This is a genomic window from Acidihalobacter sp., from assembly GCF_037381185.1.
Taxonomy (GTDB): Bacteria; Pseudomonadota; Gammaproteobacteria; order DSM-5130; family Acidihalobacteraceae; genus Acidihalobacter_A.
Genome location: NZ_JARRQY010000011.1, coordinates 23,637 through 38,174 on the forward strand (window position 1 = coordinate 23,637; position 14,538 = coordinate 38,174).

The 14,538-nt window shown below is 61.8% G+C and carries 16 protein-coding genes; 3 read left to right on the forward strand and 13 right to left on the reverse strand.

Features of this window, described 5'->3' with window-relative positions:
- Nucleotides 1-10: 10 nt before the first annotated feature.
- The 13 genes from P8014_RS05345 to rpmH all read right to left on the reverse strand — a co-directional run bounded on the left by P8014_RS05345 (nucleotide 11) and on the right by rpmH (nucleotide 10,336).
- Nucleotides 11-481, reverse strand: a complete 471-nt coding sequence (locus tag P8014_RS05345; protein WP_337816275.1) for a F0F1 ATP synthase subunit B — start codon at nucleotides 479-481, stop codon at nucleotides 11-13.
- Nucleotides 482-517: 36 nt separating this feature from the next.
- Nucleotides 518-814, reverse strand: a complete 297-nt coding sequence (gene atpE, locus P8014_RS05350) for a F0F1 ATP synthase subunit C (protein WP_337816276.1) — start codon at nucleotides 812-814, stop codon at nucleotides 518-520.
- Nucleotides 815-870: 56 nt separating this feature from the next.
- Nucleotides 871-1,752 (reverse strand): F0F1 ATP synthase subunit A, encoded by an 882-nt coding sequence (gene atpB / locus P8014_RS05355; RefSeq protein ID WP_337816277.1) that lies wholly within the window; start codon nucleotides 1,750-1,752, stop codon nucleotides 871-873.
- A 43-nt stretch (nucleotides 1,753-1,795) separates the two neighbouring features.
- A complete protein-coding gene (locus P8014_RS05360) occupies nucleotides 1,796-2,152 on the reverse strand; it encodes an ATP synthase subunit I (RefSeq protein WP_337816278.1) in 357 nt (118 codons plus the stop codon).
- Nucleotides 2,153-2,246: 94 nt separating this feature from the next.
- Nucleotides 2,247-3,095, reverse strand: coding sequence for a ParB/RepB/Spo0J family partition protein (locus P8014_RS05365; protein ID WP_337816279.1), 849 nt, complete (start codon nucleotides 3,093-3,095; stop codon nucleotides 2,247-2,249).
- Between the two features lie 5 nt (nucleotides 3,096-3,100).
- Entirely contained in the window at nucleotides 3,101-3,883 is a 783-nt protein-coding gene (locus tag P8014_RS05370) for a ParA family protein (protein ID WP_337816280.1), read from the reverse strand.
- Nucleotides 3,884-3,959: 76 nt separating this feature from the next.
- Nucleotides 3,960-4,598 carry a 16S rRNA (guanine(527)-N(7))-methyltransferase RsmG gene (gene rsmG / locus P8014_RS05375; RefSeq protein WP_337816281.1) on the reverse strand — a complete coding sequence of 213 codons (639 nt, stop codon included), beginning with the start codon at nucleotides 4,596-4,598 and terminating at the stop codon, nucleotides 3,960-3,962.
- On the reverse strand, nucleotides 4,595-6,478 hold the full coding sequence (gene mnmG, locus P8014_RS05380; protein WP_337816282.1) for a tRNA uridine-5-carboxymethylaminomethyl(34) synthesis enzyme MnmG: 1,884 nt from the start codon (nucleotides 6,476-6,478) through the stop codon (nucleotides 4,595-4,597). Before mnmG ends, rsmG begins: the two co-directional genes overlap by 4 nt.
- Before the next feature lie 19 nt (nucleotides 6,479-6,497).
- Nucleotides 6,498-7,859, reverse strand: coding sequence for a tRNA uridine-5-carboxymethylaminomethyl(34) synthesis GTPase MnmE (gene mnmE / locus P8014_RS05385; RefSeq protein ID WP_337816283.1), 1,362 nt, complete (start codon nucleotides 7,857-7,859; stop codon nucleotides 6,498-6,500).
- A 43-nt stretch (nucleotides 7,860-7,902) separates the two neighbouring features.
- Nucleotides 7,903-9,591: a membrane protein insertase YidC gene (gene yidC, locus P8014_RS05390; RefSeq protein WP_337816284.1), complete on the reverse strand. Its 1,689-nt coding sequence runs from the start codon at nucleotides 9,589-9,591 to the stop codon at nucleotides 7,903-7,905.
- Entirely contained in the window at nucleotides 9,584-9,841 is a 258-nt protein-coding gene (yidD, locus tag P8014_RS05395; protein WP_337816369.1) for a membrane protein insertion efficiency factor YidD, read from the reverse strand. Before yidD ends, yidC begins: the two co-directional genes overlap by 8 nt.
- Nucleotides 9,841-10,188, reverse strand: a complete 348-nt coding sequence (rnpA, locus tag P8014_RS05400; protein ID WP_337816285.1) for a ribonuclease P protein component — start codon at nucleotides 10,186-10,188, stop codon at nucleotides 9,841-9,843. The genes yidD and rnpA overlap by 1 nt, the downstream gene beginning before the upstream one ends.
- Before the next feature lie 10 nt (nucleotides 10,189-10,198).
- On the reverse strand, nucleotides 10,199-10,336 hold the full coding sequence (gene rpmH, locus P8014_RS05405) for a 50S ribosomal protein L34 (RefSeq protein ID WP_337816370.1): 138 nt from the start codon (nucleotides 10,334-10,336) through the stop codon (nucleotides 10,199-10,201).
- Nucleotides 10,337-10,584: 248 nt separating this feature from the next.
- On the opposite strand from rpmH, the gene dnaA reads away from it, so the two are divergent.
- The 3 genes from dnaA (at nucleotide 10,585) to recF (ending at nucleotide 14,518) form a co-directional block, all read left to right on the forward strand.
- Nucleotides 10,585-11,931 carry a chromosomal replication initiator protein DnaA gene (dnaA, locus tag P8014_RS05410; RefSeq protein ID WP_337816286.1) on the forward strand — a complete coding sequence of 449 codons (1,347 nt, stop codon included), beginning with the start codon at nucleotides 10,585-10,587 and terminating at the stop codon, nucleotides 11,929-11,931.
- A gap of 269 nt (nucleotides 11,932-12,200) precedes the next feature.
- On the forward strand, nucleotides 12,201-13,301 hold the full coding sequence (dnaN, locus tag P8014_RS05415; RefSeq protein WP_337816287.1) for a DNA polymerase III subunit beta: 1,101 nt from the start codon (nucleotides 12,201-12,203) through the stop codon (nucleotides 13,299-13,301).
- 137 nt (nucleotides 13,302-13,438) lie between these two features.
- Nucleotides 13,439-14,518, forward strand: a complete 1,080-nt coding sequence (gene recF / locus P8014_RS05420) for a DNA replication/repair protein RecF (RefSeq protein WP_337816288.1) — start codon at nucleotides 13,439-13,441, stop codon at nucleotides 14,516-14,518.
- Nucleotides 14,519-14,538: the final 20 nt, after the last annotated feature.

Here is a 14,538-nt window from a genome sequence, read left to right on the forward strand (position 1 = left end):
GAACCTTCGGTTAGATCTGGGCCACCAGGTCTTCGAGCGCCTTGTCGTGCGCGGCGGCGTCGACCTCACGCTCCAGCACGCGGCCTGCACCCACGACGGCCAGCTGTACCACCTGGCCGCGCAGCTGCTCGCGCGCGCGGTTCACTTCCTGGACGATTTCGGCTTCGGCTGCGGCCTTCAGACGGCTACCTTCCGCTTCGGCCTCGGTCTTGGCTTCCTCGACAATCTCGGAAGCCCGCTTCTGCGCCTGGGCGATGATCTCGGCTGCCTGCTGCTTGGCTTCGCGCAAATGCTCTTCGGCACGCTTCTCGGCCAGCTCCTGCTCATGACGTCCGCGCTCGGCGGCGGCCAGACCCTCGGCGATACGCGTCTTGCGATCCTCGAGCATCTTCGTCATCGGCCCCCACAAGGTGACCTTGACGAACCACACGAGCAGGCCAAACGTCAGGATCTGGGCAAATAGTGTCGCTGTTATGTTCACGATAGCCCCTCGGTCTGCGGACTCAGGTTCAGGCGATCAACCGCCAACGGCGGCCTTGACGGCAGTACCAGCAGCGCCGATGAAGGGGTTCGCGAACAGGAACCACATGGCGAAGGCCAGGATGATGAAGGGGAAGGACTCCATCAGGCCGGCGAAAATGAACATGTTGGTCATCAGGGTCGGACGCAGCTCGGGCTGACGGGCGATGCCCTCGAGCGTCTTGGAGCAGATCAGACCCCAGCCGATGGCGGAACCCAGACCCGCGGCGGCAAGAATCACACCCACGCCGACGGCGGTGTAGGCGTAGATCATCGTAATCATATCGGCATTCATGGTGACCTCCTCAAAAGTGAACTGATTAGCTAAATCGCAAAATTAAAGATGTGGCTTTAATGGTCCGACGTATGCGCCATACCGAGGTAGACGATGGTCAGAACCATAAAGATGAAGGCCTGCAGGGTGATGACCAGGATATGGAAGATCGACCATCCCAGGCCGGCCAGCATCTGCAGCGGCATCCAGCCGAGCAGACCCCAGTTCAGGGTATCCGCATGGCCCAATACCAGAAGAGCGATCAGCATGAACACCAGCTCGCCCGCAAACATGTTGCCGAACAGTCGCAGGGCGAGGCTCAGCGGTTTCGCGATTTCCTCGATCAGCGTCATGACGATGTTGAACGGCACGAAATACTTTCCGAACGGATGGAAGAGGAACATCTTCAGGTAACCGACCGGGCCCTTGATCTTTACGCTGTAGAACAGGATCAGGGCGAACACGGTGAGCGCCAGACCGAACGGCGCGCCCAGGTTGGCGGTCGGCACGGCGCGGAAGTACACGTGCTGCATGCCGAAGAAGGTGTGACCGATCCAGCCGACGATCTGCGGAATGAGGTCGACCGGAATCAGATCGATGAAGTTCATCAGGAAGACCCAGACGAAGATGGTCAGGGCCAGCGGGCCGATCAGCGGATTGGCGCGCGAGGTGAAGACATCCTGCACCTGGCCGTTGACGAACTCGACCAGCGCTTCGAGGAGATTCTGCATACCACTGGGGCGATCGGCGTCGAGACTGCGGCCAACGCGCCAGGCGACAAAGCCGATGATCAGCGCACAGATCGCTGCCATCAACCAGGCATCGACGAAAAAGGCGTGGAAATCGACCAAGCCGGACGGCTTGTGCGTGGCGGAATCGCAACCGATGCACCAATCGGTCAGATGGTGCTGCATGTACTCGACGGGACTGACCGCCTGAGACGTTTCGGCTGCACTCATGTTCTTCGCTCCTCATGCCTGCGCCCGCCGTCTTCCGGGCAAGCTAGCGACTACTCATTCGCAGACTCGCCACCATAAAGGCAGCCTGCGCCCCGACAAACGTCGCGACCAACGGCAGCGGGGCGAGTTTCAGTACTCCCATCCCCACCGCCAGCGCGACCAGAATGAAAACGAAGCGTGCAACCGCGCTGATGTACAAGGTGATCATGCCGTATTGCGCATTATCCGCAACCGCATGACCCGCGCGCTGCACCCGACGCCCGAGCATCCAGGTATTGGCCAGAGCGACTAAGCCGCCGTAGGCTGCGGCCACTCCACCGGCTTGTCCTGCCAGGAAGAAGGTGACTCCAACCCCTACCAGCACCAACCCGGCTTGTAACGAAAAAATCGCTTTGCGCATTTGCCTGAACCGGGTTTGATGCGGGCCTCTACCCCCTGCCGAGCCCGCGGCGAGTATAGATAGTCGAGGGGGTATCGTCAACCAAACCCGAGCACTATTTGATGTGCTCGAGAATTCCGTCCAGTTCGTCCAAGCTGTTGTATTGGATGACCAATCTCCCCTTTCCCTTGGGCTTGGCCTCGAGCTTCACCCGCGCACCCAGGCGTTCTGACAGCTCCGTTTCGACGCGTCGGATATCCGGCGATACCGGGGCGGGGGCGGGGCGGGGCTTGTCCCAATTCTTGATCAGGCGCTCGGTCTGGCGCACGTTCAGACCCTCGCTGACGATCCTGCGCGCCAGCGTGGCCTGATCCTCCGCTGCCAGGCTGAGCAGCGCACGCGCGTGCCCCATTTCCAGATCACCCTGCTCGAGCAGCTGCTTCGGCGTCTCGCTCAGATCGCGCAGGCGCAGCAGATTGCTGACCGCAGCACGCGAACGCCCCACCGCATCCGCGACCTGCTGGTGGGTCAGGCCGAACTCGTCGATCAGCCGGGCCAGGGCACCGGCCTCCTCGAGCGGATTCAGGTCCTCGCGCTGGATGTTCTCGATCAGCGACATGGCAGCCGCCGCCTGATCCGGAATCTCGCGGACCACCGCAGGCACTTCGTGCAGGCCGGCCAGCTGCGCGGCGCGCCAGCGGCGCTCGCCGGCGATCAGTTCGTAGCCGCCGCCGTCGACGCGGCGCAGCACCACCGGCTGAATGACGCCCTGCGCGCGGATCGAGTCGGCCAGTTCCTGCAGTTCGTCGCTGCGGATGTTCAGGCGCGGCTGGTAGCGGCCACGGCTAATCTGCTCGACCGGCACCCGGCGCAGTTCTTCGGCGCGAGGCTCCTCATGTGCCTTGCGCTGCGCCGTCAGCAGTTCGTCCAGGCCGCGGGTACCCAATCCACTCTTACGTGCCATCGCTGTCAATGCCTCCCTGCGGCCTGCTCATCCCGGCGCAGTACCTCGCCGGCCAGGGCGAGGTAGGCCAGGGCGCCGCTGGAATTGCGCTCGTAATGCAGCACCGGGATGCCGTAGCTCGGTGCTTCGGCCAGGCGCACGTTGCGCGGAATGATGGTTCGATAGACGCGATCGCCGAAATGCTCGGTAAGCTGGCGTGAAACGTCGTTGGCGAGATTGTTGCGCGGATCGAACATGGTGCGCAGCAGACCTTCTATCTCCAGATCGGGGTTGGTGCCGTCCTTGATACGCTCGATGGTGCGCATCAACGCGGTCAGCCCCTCCAGCGCGTAGTACTCGCACTGGATCGGAATCACCACGCCGCGCGCGGCGACCAGCGCGTTCACCGTCAGCATGTTCAGCGAGGGCGGGCAATCGATCAGTATATAGTCGTAGTGGTCGGCTACCGGCGCCAGCGCCTCGCGCAGCCGGTACTCGCGCCGGTCGGTTTGCATCAGCCGCACTTCCGCCAAGGTCAGGTCGCCATTGGCCGGCAGCATGTCGTAGCCGGCCTGTTCGGCGCGCTGGATCACGTCGGCCGCACTCTCTTCGCCGAGCAGCACGTCGAGCACCGAACTCTCCAGTTCGTGCTTGTCCAGTCCGCTGCCCATGGTGGCGTTGCCCTGCGGGTCCATGTCCACCAGCAGCACGCGCCGCTTGGTCGCGGCCAGCGAAGCGGCCAGATTGACGCTGGTAGTGGTCTTGCCGACCCCGCCTTTCTGATTCGCGAGTGCGATGATCCTGGTCATGTGTTTCCGGCCCGTAACATTCCAATGATAGTTGCAGAACCGCCTCTATCTCACAGGGCCTGCAGATGGTGAATCCCTATTCTCGTTCTCGCACCAGATCGATCAGATGCCGCTGCGCATCCAGGCCGGGCACATTCAACTCGTATACCGCATGCAGGCGGATGCCGAAAGGCAGAGCCTGCAGTTCCTCGTCCGGATACCGCCCCTTCATTGCCAGCATGTGACCGTCATCGGCCAACAATTCGCATGCAGCCTGGGCGAAATCGGCCAGCGAGGCAAACGCGCGGCTGGTCACTGTAGCAAAGGGGGCCACGGGCCGGTAGCGCTCGATGCGCTCATGTACCGCCTCCACGTTGCCCAGACCCAAGGCAACCACGGCCTGGCGCAGGAAACGCACGCGCTTGGAGCTGGCGTCGAGAAGCACGAAGCGACGCTGCGGATTCGCCACCGCCAGGGGAATGCCGGGCAGGCCCGCTCCGCTACCCACGTCGAGTACGCGCTCGCCGCTCAGATACGGATTGACCGCGAGACTGTCGAGCAGATGATGCGCCAGCATCGCCTCGGGATCACGGATCGCGGTCAAGTTGTGCACCCGGTTCCAACGCGCGAGCAGATCGCGGTACGCGAGCAGCTTGTCCACCGTATCGGCCGCCGGTTCCAGGCCGAGCACTCTCATACCGGCATCGAGGCGTTCCTGTGCTGTCGCCGCACTCATGCCGAACGGGGCAACATCCGCCGTTTGCGCAGATGAACCAGCAACAGCGACACCGCAGCCGGGGTAACGCCAGCGATACGCGCGGCCTGGCCCAGGGTCGAAGGACGATGTGCGCCGAGTATCTGGCGCACTTCGTACGACAGGCCGTCGACCTCCACGAAGTCGACGTCGGCAGGAATTTCCATGTCCTCGTGTCCGCGGCGACGTTCGATCTCGTCATGCTGGCGGGCGATGTAGCCGGCGTACTTGGCCTGCACCTCGACCTGCTCGCGCACCGCGCGGTCGGCGGTGTGCGGCGTATACACACCGGCCTGCTCCAGATCATCCAGTCTCAGGCCCGGGCGGCGCAGCAATTCGACTACCCGTACCGGCTCCGCCGGAGGCTGACCAAGGCGTTCCCGCAGCGAAGGGTGACCGCACGCGTCCGGCCTGATCAGCGTAGCGGCGCAGCGCGTCTGCTCCCGCTCGACGGCCTCGCGTTTGGTCTCGAAGGCGGACCAGCGAACATCGTCCACCACGCCGAGTTCGCGCCCGACCGGCGTGAGGCGCAGGTCGGCGTTGTCCTCGCGCAGCAGTAGGCGGTACTCGGCCCGACTGGTGAACATGCGGTAGGGCTCCTGGGTCCCGCGCGTGATCAGATCGTCGACCAGCACGCCGAGATAGGCTTCCTCGCGGCCGGGCGTCCAGGGGGCAGTGCCGCGCACCTGGCGGGCGGCATTGATGCCGGCCAGCAGGCCCTGCGCGGCCGCTTCCTCGTAGCCGGTGGTGCCGTTGATCTGGCCGGCGAGGAACAGGCCGCCCAGGGCTCGCGTCTCCAGACTGGGGAGCAGATCGCGCGGATCGAAGAAATCGTATTCGATGGCGTAGCCGGGACGGGTGATGTGCGCGTTCTCGAAACCGCGGATGGAACGGACCACAGCCTGCTGGACGTCGAAGGGCAGGCTGGTGGAAATGCCGTTGGGATAGATCTCGGTGGTGCGCAGTCCTTCGGGCTCTACGAAGATCTGATGCGAGTCCTTGTCGGCAAAACGCACGATCTTGTCTTCGATGGACGGACAGTAGCGCGGCCCTACCCCCTCGATCTGACCGGTGTAGAGCGGCGAGCGGTCGAGCGCGGCGGCGATGATTTCGTGGGTGCGCGGATTGGTGCGCGTGATGTGGCAGGGGACCTGGCGAGGATGGTCGTCCACGCTCCCTAGAAAGGAGAACACCGGACGCGGCGTGTCGCCCGGCTGCACGGCCAGCACGGAGTAATCAATGCTGCGCCCGTCGATACGCGGCGGCGTGCCCGTCTTCAGGCGGCCGACGCGCGGCATGAGTTCGCGCAGGCGCTCAGCCAGGCGCTGCGCAGGCGCGTCACCGGCACGGCCGCCGGCACTCTGCGTCTGACCGATGTGGATCTTGCCGGCGAGGAAGGTGCCGGTGGTCAGCACCACGGCCGGCGCCTCGAAACGCAGACTCATCTGCGTGACCACGCCGGTGACGCGTCCGCCCTCGACCATCAGATCGTCGACCGCCTGCTGGAACACGCTCAATCTGCGCTGGGTCTCGACAAATTCGCGAATCGCCGCCTTGTACAGGGCACGGTCGGCCTGGGCGCGCGTAGCGCGAACCGCCGGACCCTTGCGGGCGTTGAGCGTGCGCAGATGGATCGCCGCACGATCCGCCGCCCGCGCCATGACGCCGCCCAGAGCGTCGATTTCGCGCACCAGATGGCCCTTGCCGATGCCGCCGATGGCGGGATTGCAGCTCATCTGGCCGATGGTTTCCATATTGTGGGTCAGCAGCAGCGTACGCGCGCCCGCACGCGCCGCCGCCAACGCCGCTTCGGTACCGGCGTGTCCGCCGCCCACCACGATCACATCGAAACGTTCGATCATCACTAGAAACTCTTGCGCTTCACTTGCCGATGCAGAAGGTCGAGAAGATCACTCCCAGCAGGTCGTCGCTGGTCACGCGGCCGGTGATTTCTCCAAGCAGGTTCTGCGCCGCGCGCAGCTCTTCGGCAACCAGTTCGGCACCTTCCCCCGCCGTCGCCAGCTCCATCGCTGCAGCAACGCTGCGCTGCGCCGAGGCCAGCGCGGCAACATGTCGCTCTCGGGCCAGGAACGGACTTTCCGCGCCGGGATGATAACCGAGCGCCGCCGTCAGTGCAGCGCGCAGCTCGTCAATGCCGGCGCCGTTCAGCGCCGAAACGCCGTAGACTCCGGAGTCACGCTCACCGGCCCGCCCACCGCTGAGGTCCACCTTGTTGTAGATCGCCAGATTCGGAATTTCCTCCGCCAGCGCGCCGTCCGGCAATTCCGCGACCTGTTCCGGGTAAGCATCATCGTACACCCGTACCAGCAGATCCGCCCCGGCGATGGCGGCCAGCGCGCGGCGCACGCCTTCACGCTCGACGGGATCGTCGGTATCCCGCAAGCCGGCCGTATCCAGAATCTCCACTGCCAGACCGTCGAGTTCTATGTCGGCACGCAGCAGATCGCGCGTGGTGCCGGGAATCGGCGTGACGATGGCTATTTCGTTGTCGGCCAGACGATTGAGCAGGCTCGACTTGCCCACATTTGGCGCGCCCGCCAGCACCACCGTGTAACCGCTGTTCAGTCGCTCACCCTGACGCGCGGCCGCCAACACCTCGGCCAGATTCGCGGCGACGCGCTCCAGCCCCGCAACAAGCTGGCGCCCTTCGAACGGATCGAGATCATCGTCGGAAAAGTCGAAATCGGCCTCGAGGTGGGCGCGCAGCTGCGTGAGTTGATCGACCAGCGATTCCACGCGGCGTGAAAACTCACCGCGCAGGCTGCGCACCGCGCTTTGCGCCGCACGCCGGCTGGCCGCCGCGATCAGGTCGGCAACCGCCTCGGCCTGCGCCAGATCCATGCGGCCGTTGACGAATGCGCGCTCGCTGAACTCGCCCGGCCGGGCGGGGCGAGCACCGAGCTGCAGCACGCGCTCCATCGCCAGTGCGAGCACGGCAGGTCCGCCGTGACCCTGTAGTTCGACCACATCTTCACCGGTAAAGGAGGCGGGGCCGGGGAACGTGATCACCAGCGCCTCGTCGATCACATCTCCTGCAGCATCGCGCAGCTGGCGCAGCCCGGCGCAACGCGGCTCGGGCAAAGCGCCGGCCAGGGCTTTGGCGATGGCGAAGGCCCCCCGGCCAGACAACCGGATCACGCCGATGGCGCCACGGCCTGGCGGTGTGGCAACGGCGGCGATGGTGTCGCCGCCGGCTTCGGCGCGCATGGCGTCGGCAGTCATGCCTCGATCTCCCGACGGGTCTGCATCCCGCCGCCGCTGCGGCTCAGGTTGCTTCCGCGGCCTTCTGGATACGCCTGGTAATGACCCATTGCTGCGCGATGGACAGCAGGTTGTTGGTCAGCCAGTACAGCACCAGACCGGACGGGAAGAAGGCGAAAAAGACGGTGAAGGCGAGCGGCAGGATCGCCATGACCTTCTGCTGCAAAGGATCGAGCGGCGCCGGATTGAGGCGCTGCTGCAGGAACATGGTGATGCCCATCAGGACCGGCAGCACGTAGTACGGATCCTTGGAAGACAGATCGTGGATCCAGAACATGAACGGCGCCTGACGCAACTCGACGCTCTCCAGCAGGACCCAGTACAGCGCGATGAACACCGGGATCTGCACCACCATGGGCAGACAGCCGCCCAGCGGATTGACCTTCTCCTTCTTGTACAGCTCCATGGTCGCCTGGCTCAGACGCTGGCGGTCGTCGCCGAAGCGTTCCTTCAGCGAGGCCATTTTCGGCTGCAGGGAACGCATCCGCGCCATGGAGCGATAGCTGGTTTCGGAAAGCTTGTAGAAGACCAGCTTGATCAGCATGGTCAATATGATGATCGACCAGCCCCAGTTACCGATGAAACCGTGGATCTTGCTGAGCAGCCAGAACAAGGGCTTGGCGATGAAGGTGAAGATGCCATAGCCGGTGGTCAGGTCGAGGCCGGGCGCGACCTGCGCGAGATGATCCTGCAGCTCCGGCCCGATCCACATACGCGTATCCAGCGTAGTGCTCTTACCTGGCGCCACCTTGAGCAGGGGCGAACGGAACCCGATCAGGTACTGCTGGCCGGTCTGACCCTGTACGGCGCGAGTATAGATCTGATAGGAAGCACCCCGCGGCGGAATCCAGGCCACCAGGAAATAGTGCTCGACCATCGCAACCCAGCCGTTGCTGACGTCCTTGTTCAGCGGATCCTTGGCCATGCCGTCGAATGCGGTCTTCTGGTAGCTGCCGTCGTAGTAGGCGCCGCCGACATAGGAATGCGAATGCGCATCGAGCAGGTTATAGCCGTGCGCCGAAGGGCTGCGCTTGATCTGCGCGTAGACACTACCGGCCCAATCCGTGCTGCCAGCGTTATCGATCTTGTAGTTCACGTCCACCACGAAGCTGCCGCGGTGGAACACGTAGGTCTTGGTGATCTTGATCCCGTTGGGGCCGATCCAGGTGAACGGCACACTCAGCGTTTTGGCGCCGGCCGCCATGGTGTAGTCACTCTTGGCGGCGCTGTAGAGCGCATAGTGGTTCGGCGCCGTCTCGGCACCGCCGGAATTCTTGACGGCCAGCAGTCCCGACTGGGCGACGAACACCGCCTTGGAGTCGTCGTACATCAGCCGATAGGGATCATGCGGTTTGTTGACCGCAACCGGGTAGGTCGGTAGCTGCGCCTGCATGATGCCGGCACCGCGGGTGTCGATGTTCAGTTCGAGGACGTCGGTCTTCACGCGCACGATCTGTCCGGCTGCGGCCGGCTTGGCCGATTCGCTCGGCGCCGCCGCAGCGGCGTTTGCGGTCGAACCGGCTGACGCGGCGGCGGTCGGTGCGGAAGGGATGTCCTGCTGGGCCTGCGACTGGGTCGACTGCTCCGCCACCTGAGGCTGCGGCTTCGGACGGTGATCCTGCTGCCACGCCTGCCAGATCAGGAACAGGACGAAGAACAGGGATACGTAAAGCATGGGGCGGAGATTATCCATCGCGGCGACTCGAGGTTTTGGAAGCGTTGGAATCGGAGGTGGGCGGTACCGGATCGTAGCCGCCTTCGTGCCAGGGATGACAGCGGGAAACGCGTTTCACCGCCATCCAGCCGCCACGCAAAACGCCGTGGCGCTGCAGCGCTTCCACGGCGTAGGCCGAACAACTCGGTTCGTAACGGCAATTCTGTCCGAGATAAGGGCTGAGGAAAAGCCGATAGCCCTTGATGAGCATGACCAGAACACCGCGGATCATCGGCTCAGCCTGCTCCAGTGGCGTTCCAGCGAGTCGCGCAGCTCCTGATTGGCTTGGCGGGCGGTGCCGGGGCGGCAGCTGACGACGATGTCGACCGGCGGCAGCGAAGCGCGAACATGGCGAAAACTCTCGCGCACGATCCGCTTGATGCGCTGGCGAGCCACCGAACTGCGGGCGCACTTACGTGAGATGGCCAGCCCCAGACGGGCACAACCGGCATCGCCCGTCGCCCAGGCGACAGTGAATATACGGTCGCCGCTGCGCCGTGCGTGGGCGTAGACTTTGCGGTAATCCCGGCCCTCGGTCAGACGGACACAGCGCGGAAAGGACTGTGCCGTAGTCACCAGATGCTGCTCAGGGCGTCAGGCGCGCGCGGCCCTTGCTGCGACGCGAGGCAAGAACGGCTCGGCCACCCTTGGTGCTCATGCGTGCACGGAAACCGTGCGTGCGCTTGCGGTGGAGATTGCTGGGCTGAAAGGTTCGCTTCATGATGCTGGTTCCCGTCGACGAAACCCGCTGGGGTTCCGGCACACACAAAAAGAGCGCGAAAGTTACGTTCAAGCCGGCGCAATGTCAAGGTTGGGCCGCAAATTCATGCCTCGCCAGCGCATACCGACCGCAGTGCTTCTCTGGTATGGACGCTGCGCTGCGTATACACTTTAGCAGCTCCGGCATTGGCTTTCGGCCATTGTCATATCTTCGTTTTCCATCGAAATCATCAAAGCCTCTTGGGGACAGCATTGGACGGCAGCGCACTCTGGCAAACCTGTGTCGCGCGGCTCCAGGGGGAGCTTTCCGAACAGCAGATCAATACCTGGATTCGACCGCTGCAGGCGGTTGAGGATGGCCGCAACCTCAAGCTGCTTGCGCCCAACCGATTCGTACTCGATTGGGTACGCGAACACTTCATGGCGCAAATCGCCGGCCTGGTGGAGGAACTAGCGCCGACACCCGGCGTGCACGTACGCCTTGAGGTGGGTACCCAGAATTCCTCTAGGCCCCGACCTGCCGCCGGACCCGCTGCGCAGCGCAGCCCGACGCAAAACGTCAGTCCGCCCCGAGAGCAGCAGCACAACATCAACCGCAGTTTCACCTTCGATAATTTCGTCGAAGGCAAGTCGAACCAGCTCGCTCGCGCGGCCTCGATGCAGGTCGCCGAAAATCCCGGCCACGCGTACAACCCCTTGTTCATTTACGGCGGGGTAGGCCTGGGCAAGACCCATCTCATGTATGCCGTCGGCAACTCCATCCTTGCCGCACGCCCGAATGCCCGAGTGATCTACCTGCACTCCGAACGCTTCGTTGCAGACATGATCAAAGCCCTTCAGCACAACTCTATCGCAGACTTCAAACGTTACTACCGTTCGGTGGACGCGCTGCTGATCGACGATATCCAGTTCTTCGCCAACAAGGACCGTTCCCAGGAAGAGTTCTTCCATACCTTCAATGCGCTGCTCGAGGGCCAGCAGCAGATCATCCTGTCCTGCGACCGCTATCCGAAGGAAGTGGACGGACTAGAGGATCGCCTGAAGTCGCGTTTCGGTTGGGGTCTGACGGTCGCTATCGAACCCCCGGAGCTGGAGACGCGTGTCGCCATACTCCAAAGCAAAGCGGAAGCCGCAGGCATCATCCTGCCCAGCGACGTAGCCTTTTTCGTCGCCAAGCGTATTCGGTCCAACGTACGAGAACTGGAAGGCGCACTACGCCGAATCATTGCCAGCGCGCAATTCAGTGGACGTGCGATCACGCTCGACTTTACGAAGGAGGCGCTCCGCGATCTGCTGGCTCTGCAGGACAAGCTGGTAACGCTGGACAATATCCAGAAAACGGTAGCGCAGTACTACAAGATCCGCGTTGCCGACCTACTATCCAGCCGACGCAGTCGTTCCATTACCCGCCCACGTCAGCTCGCGATGTTCCTATCCAAGGAGTTTACCAACCACAGCCTGCCCGAGATCGGAGACGCCTTCGGTGGTCGTGACCATACGACGGTCTTGCATGCATGCAAAAAAATCAAGGAGTTGCGGGAAGCTGACGTACGTATGGAAGAGGACTACACCAACCTGGTTCGTCTTCTGACGAGCTGAGAAAGACGGTCTTCAAGGAGTTGTGATTAAAGTCGCGCAAGCTGTGGATAAGATGTTCGGGGCAGGTGAAACAAATTCGTACCCGAAATTGATGGACAGTTTATCCACAAGCTGCAGACATCCTGGAACGGGTAGTAACACACCGGAAAATCATCTGTAACAAATTGAAATTCAAAACTTTTAAATGGTTATCCACAAATAAGATCGAACTCTATTATCATCATTTTCTTTTTTCTTAAACCATTAACAGTAGTACGGGGCATCTGCATATGCGTTTCACCATTCAACGAGAAGAACTGTTCAAACCGTTGCAGCAAACGGTGGGTGCGGTCGAACGCCGTCAGACCATGGCTATTCTGGGCAACGTGCTGCTGCGGTCCGAGGCCGGAAAGCTCTGGCTAACGACTACGGATCTGGAAATCGAGCTGGTTTCGAGTTGTACTCCCGACAGCATCGACATGGATTCATCGCTGACCGTTCCTGCGCGGAAGCTGTTCGATATCTGTCGGAGTTTGCCGGAAGGTGCTGAAATCGAACTCACGGCTGAAAGCGAACGAGCGCTAGTTCGTTCCGGGCGTAGTCGATTCACTTTGACGACTCTGCCCGCACAGGATTATCCGGCACTGGACACCTTTGTCAGTCAGGCGGAGTTCAGCTTGCCGAAAGCGCAGCTCAAAGGTCTGTTGAGCCATACGGCATTCGCAATGGCGCAACAGGACGTGCGCTACTACCTAAATGGTTTGTTGCTTGAAGTAACTGCCGAGCATGTCACGACGGTTGCGACTGATGGACATCGTCTGGCAACCGCACGTCTGGCAGCTGCTCTCGGTAGTGGGGAATACTCGGTGATCGTTCCGCGTAAAGCCGTTACCGAACTGAGCCGCCTTATTTCGGATGAGGAAGGCGAAGTGACGGTGCGACTCGGGGCGAACAACATAGAACTCACCTTTGACGGTTTGAGGTTCACCTCGAAGCTGATCGATGGTCGGTTCCCCGACTACCAAAGGGTCATACCCAGCGGTAACGACAAGGCCGTTATGATTACGCGCGAAGTGTTGCGACAGGCCTTGCAACGGGCTTCGATTCTGTCCAACGAAAAGTATCGCGGCATTCGGCTTGGCTTGGCGCCGAATCTTATGCGCATCGAGGCGCATAACCCGGAGCAGGAAGAAGCCGAGGTAGAGCTCGAAATCGACTATTCCGGCGAGGAAATGGATATCGGTTTCAACCTCACCTATCTGTTGGATGTGATCAATACGGTTTCCGGTGAAAATCTCCAGCTCGAGTTCAGGGATTCTTCAAGCAGCGTGTTGATCTCTGATCCGGCCGAACCGGGAGCTTCGTACGTCATCATGCCCATGAGACTCTAGAGATTTTTCTGTCCATGACATGCGTTGGGGTAGTTCGCCGCCTTATGCCCGATGCCTGACATGATTTTCGGTAAGGCGCCGGAATGGCCTTGAAACGCTGTGTAATCGCGCCGTGCCGGGCATGAGACATCCAACTGATGCTGCTGGAACTTGCCGGAGAGAATCTACGTAATCTTAGTTCCTTCTCGATCTCCCCCGGGAAAGGATTGAATATCGTTGTCGGCGGCAATGCGGCCGGCAAGACTAGCCTGCTGGAAGCGATATACATACTCTCCTTGGGACGCACTTTTCGCACTACGCGGTTGGACGAAGCGGTACGCTCGGGTAGCGGCGAGGCTTGGGTGCGGGGGAAAGTAAGCGAACGTGGGGCTGTGCAGACGACGAGGCTCGGTATCGCACGTAGCAAGGGGCAGACGCTTTGCCGTATCGATGGCCGAAACGTCAGTAGCGCAGCCGAACTTGCCATGCGCCTGCCGGTGCAGATTCTTCACCCAGACTCTCATCGATTACTCAGCGGCAGCCCTGCCCACCGGAGGGCTTTCATAGATTGGGGCTGTTTCTATCAGGATTCCCGTTTTTTCTCTGCTTGGAGTCGATTTCGCAGAGTTCTAAGTCAGCGCAACGCAGCGCTGAAGCAGAGAGCCGACGTACGCGTGTTGTCCGGCATTGAGGCCGAGTTCTGTCTTGCTTCCGAACAGATTGATGCGTTGCGTAAGAACTATATCGACGGGTTGTGCACCAGCTTGCGGCATATGAACTCGTTGTGGCCCAGCGATTCGCAGTGGGAATTGGAGTATCGCAGGGGCTGGAGCGAAGACCGGACCTTGGCCGAGGTTCTCGTTTCGGAACGGGAGCAGGCGCGCCGCGTCGGGCATTCTCTGGCTGGCCCGCAGCGTGCGGATCTGATCGTCAAGTCCGACGAAGAGCGGGTGGCCAGAATGTTTTCCCGCGGGCAACTCAAACGCGCTGCTGCTGCGTTATTGCTTTCCCAGGTTCTGGCTTTTGAACTCGCCACGGATCGGGACGTGCTCATGCTGGTCGATGATCTACCGTCCGAGTTGGATGCAGAGGCCCGGGAAGTGCTGCTTACGACATTGGTGGAGCGTCAGCGGCAGTGTTTCGTGACGGCGCTTTCGCCGAAGGATTTGAACGCGCAGATGATCCCGGAACACCGGATGTTTCACGTGGAACATGGTCGATTGAGCGAACTGGTATAATCGATCGGTCAATCAAGAGG

What these genes read in the sequence shown, in the direction of transcription:
- atpE (WP_337816276.1), bottom strand. Translation starts at nt 814, where the DNA reads ATGAATGCCGATATGATTACGATGATCTACGCCTACACCGCCGTCGGC.
- atpB (WP_337816277.1), bottom strand. Translation starts at nt 1,752, where the DNA reads ATGAGTGCAGCCGAAACGTCTCAGGCGGTCAGTCCCGTCGAGTACATG.
- P8014_RS05360 (WP_337816278.1), bottom strand. Translation starts at nt 2,152, where the DNA reads ATGCGCAAAGCGATTTTTTCGTTACAAGCCGGGTTGGTGCTGGTAGGG.
- P8014_RS05365 (WP_337816279.1), bottom strand. Translation starts at nt 3,095, where the DNA reads ATGGCACGTAAGAGTGGATTGGGTACCCGCGGCCTGGACGAACTGCTG.
- P8014_RS05370 (WP_337816280.1), bottom strand. Translation starts at nt 3,883, where the DNA reads ATGACCAGGATCATCGCACTCGCGAATCAGAAAGGCGGGGTCGGCAAG.
- rsmG (WP_337816281.1), bottom strand. Translation starts at nt 4,598, where the DNA reads ATGAGTGCGGCGACAGCACAGGAACGCCTCGATGCCGGTATGAGAGTG.
- mnmG (WP_337816282.1), bottom strand. Translation starts at nt 6,478, where the DNA reads ATGATCGAACGTTTCGATGTGATCGTGGTGGGCGGCGGACACGCCGGT.
- mnmE (WP_337816283.1), bottom strand. Translation starts at nt 7,859, where the DNA reads ATGACTGCCGACGCCATGCGCGCCGAAGCCGGCGGCGACACCATCGCC.
- yidC (WP_337816284.1), bottom strand. Translation starts at nt 9,591, where the DNA reads ATGGATAATCTCCGCCCCATGCTTTACGTATCCCTGTTCTTCGTCCTG.
- dnaN (WP_337816287.1), top strand. Translation starts at nt 12,201, where the DNA reads ATGCGTTTCACCATTCAACGAGAAGAACTGTTCAAACCGTTGCAGCAA.
- recF (WP_337816288.1), top strand. Translation starts at nt 13,439, where the DNA reads ATGCTGCTGGAACTTGCCGGAGAGAATCTACGTAATCTTAGTTCCTTC.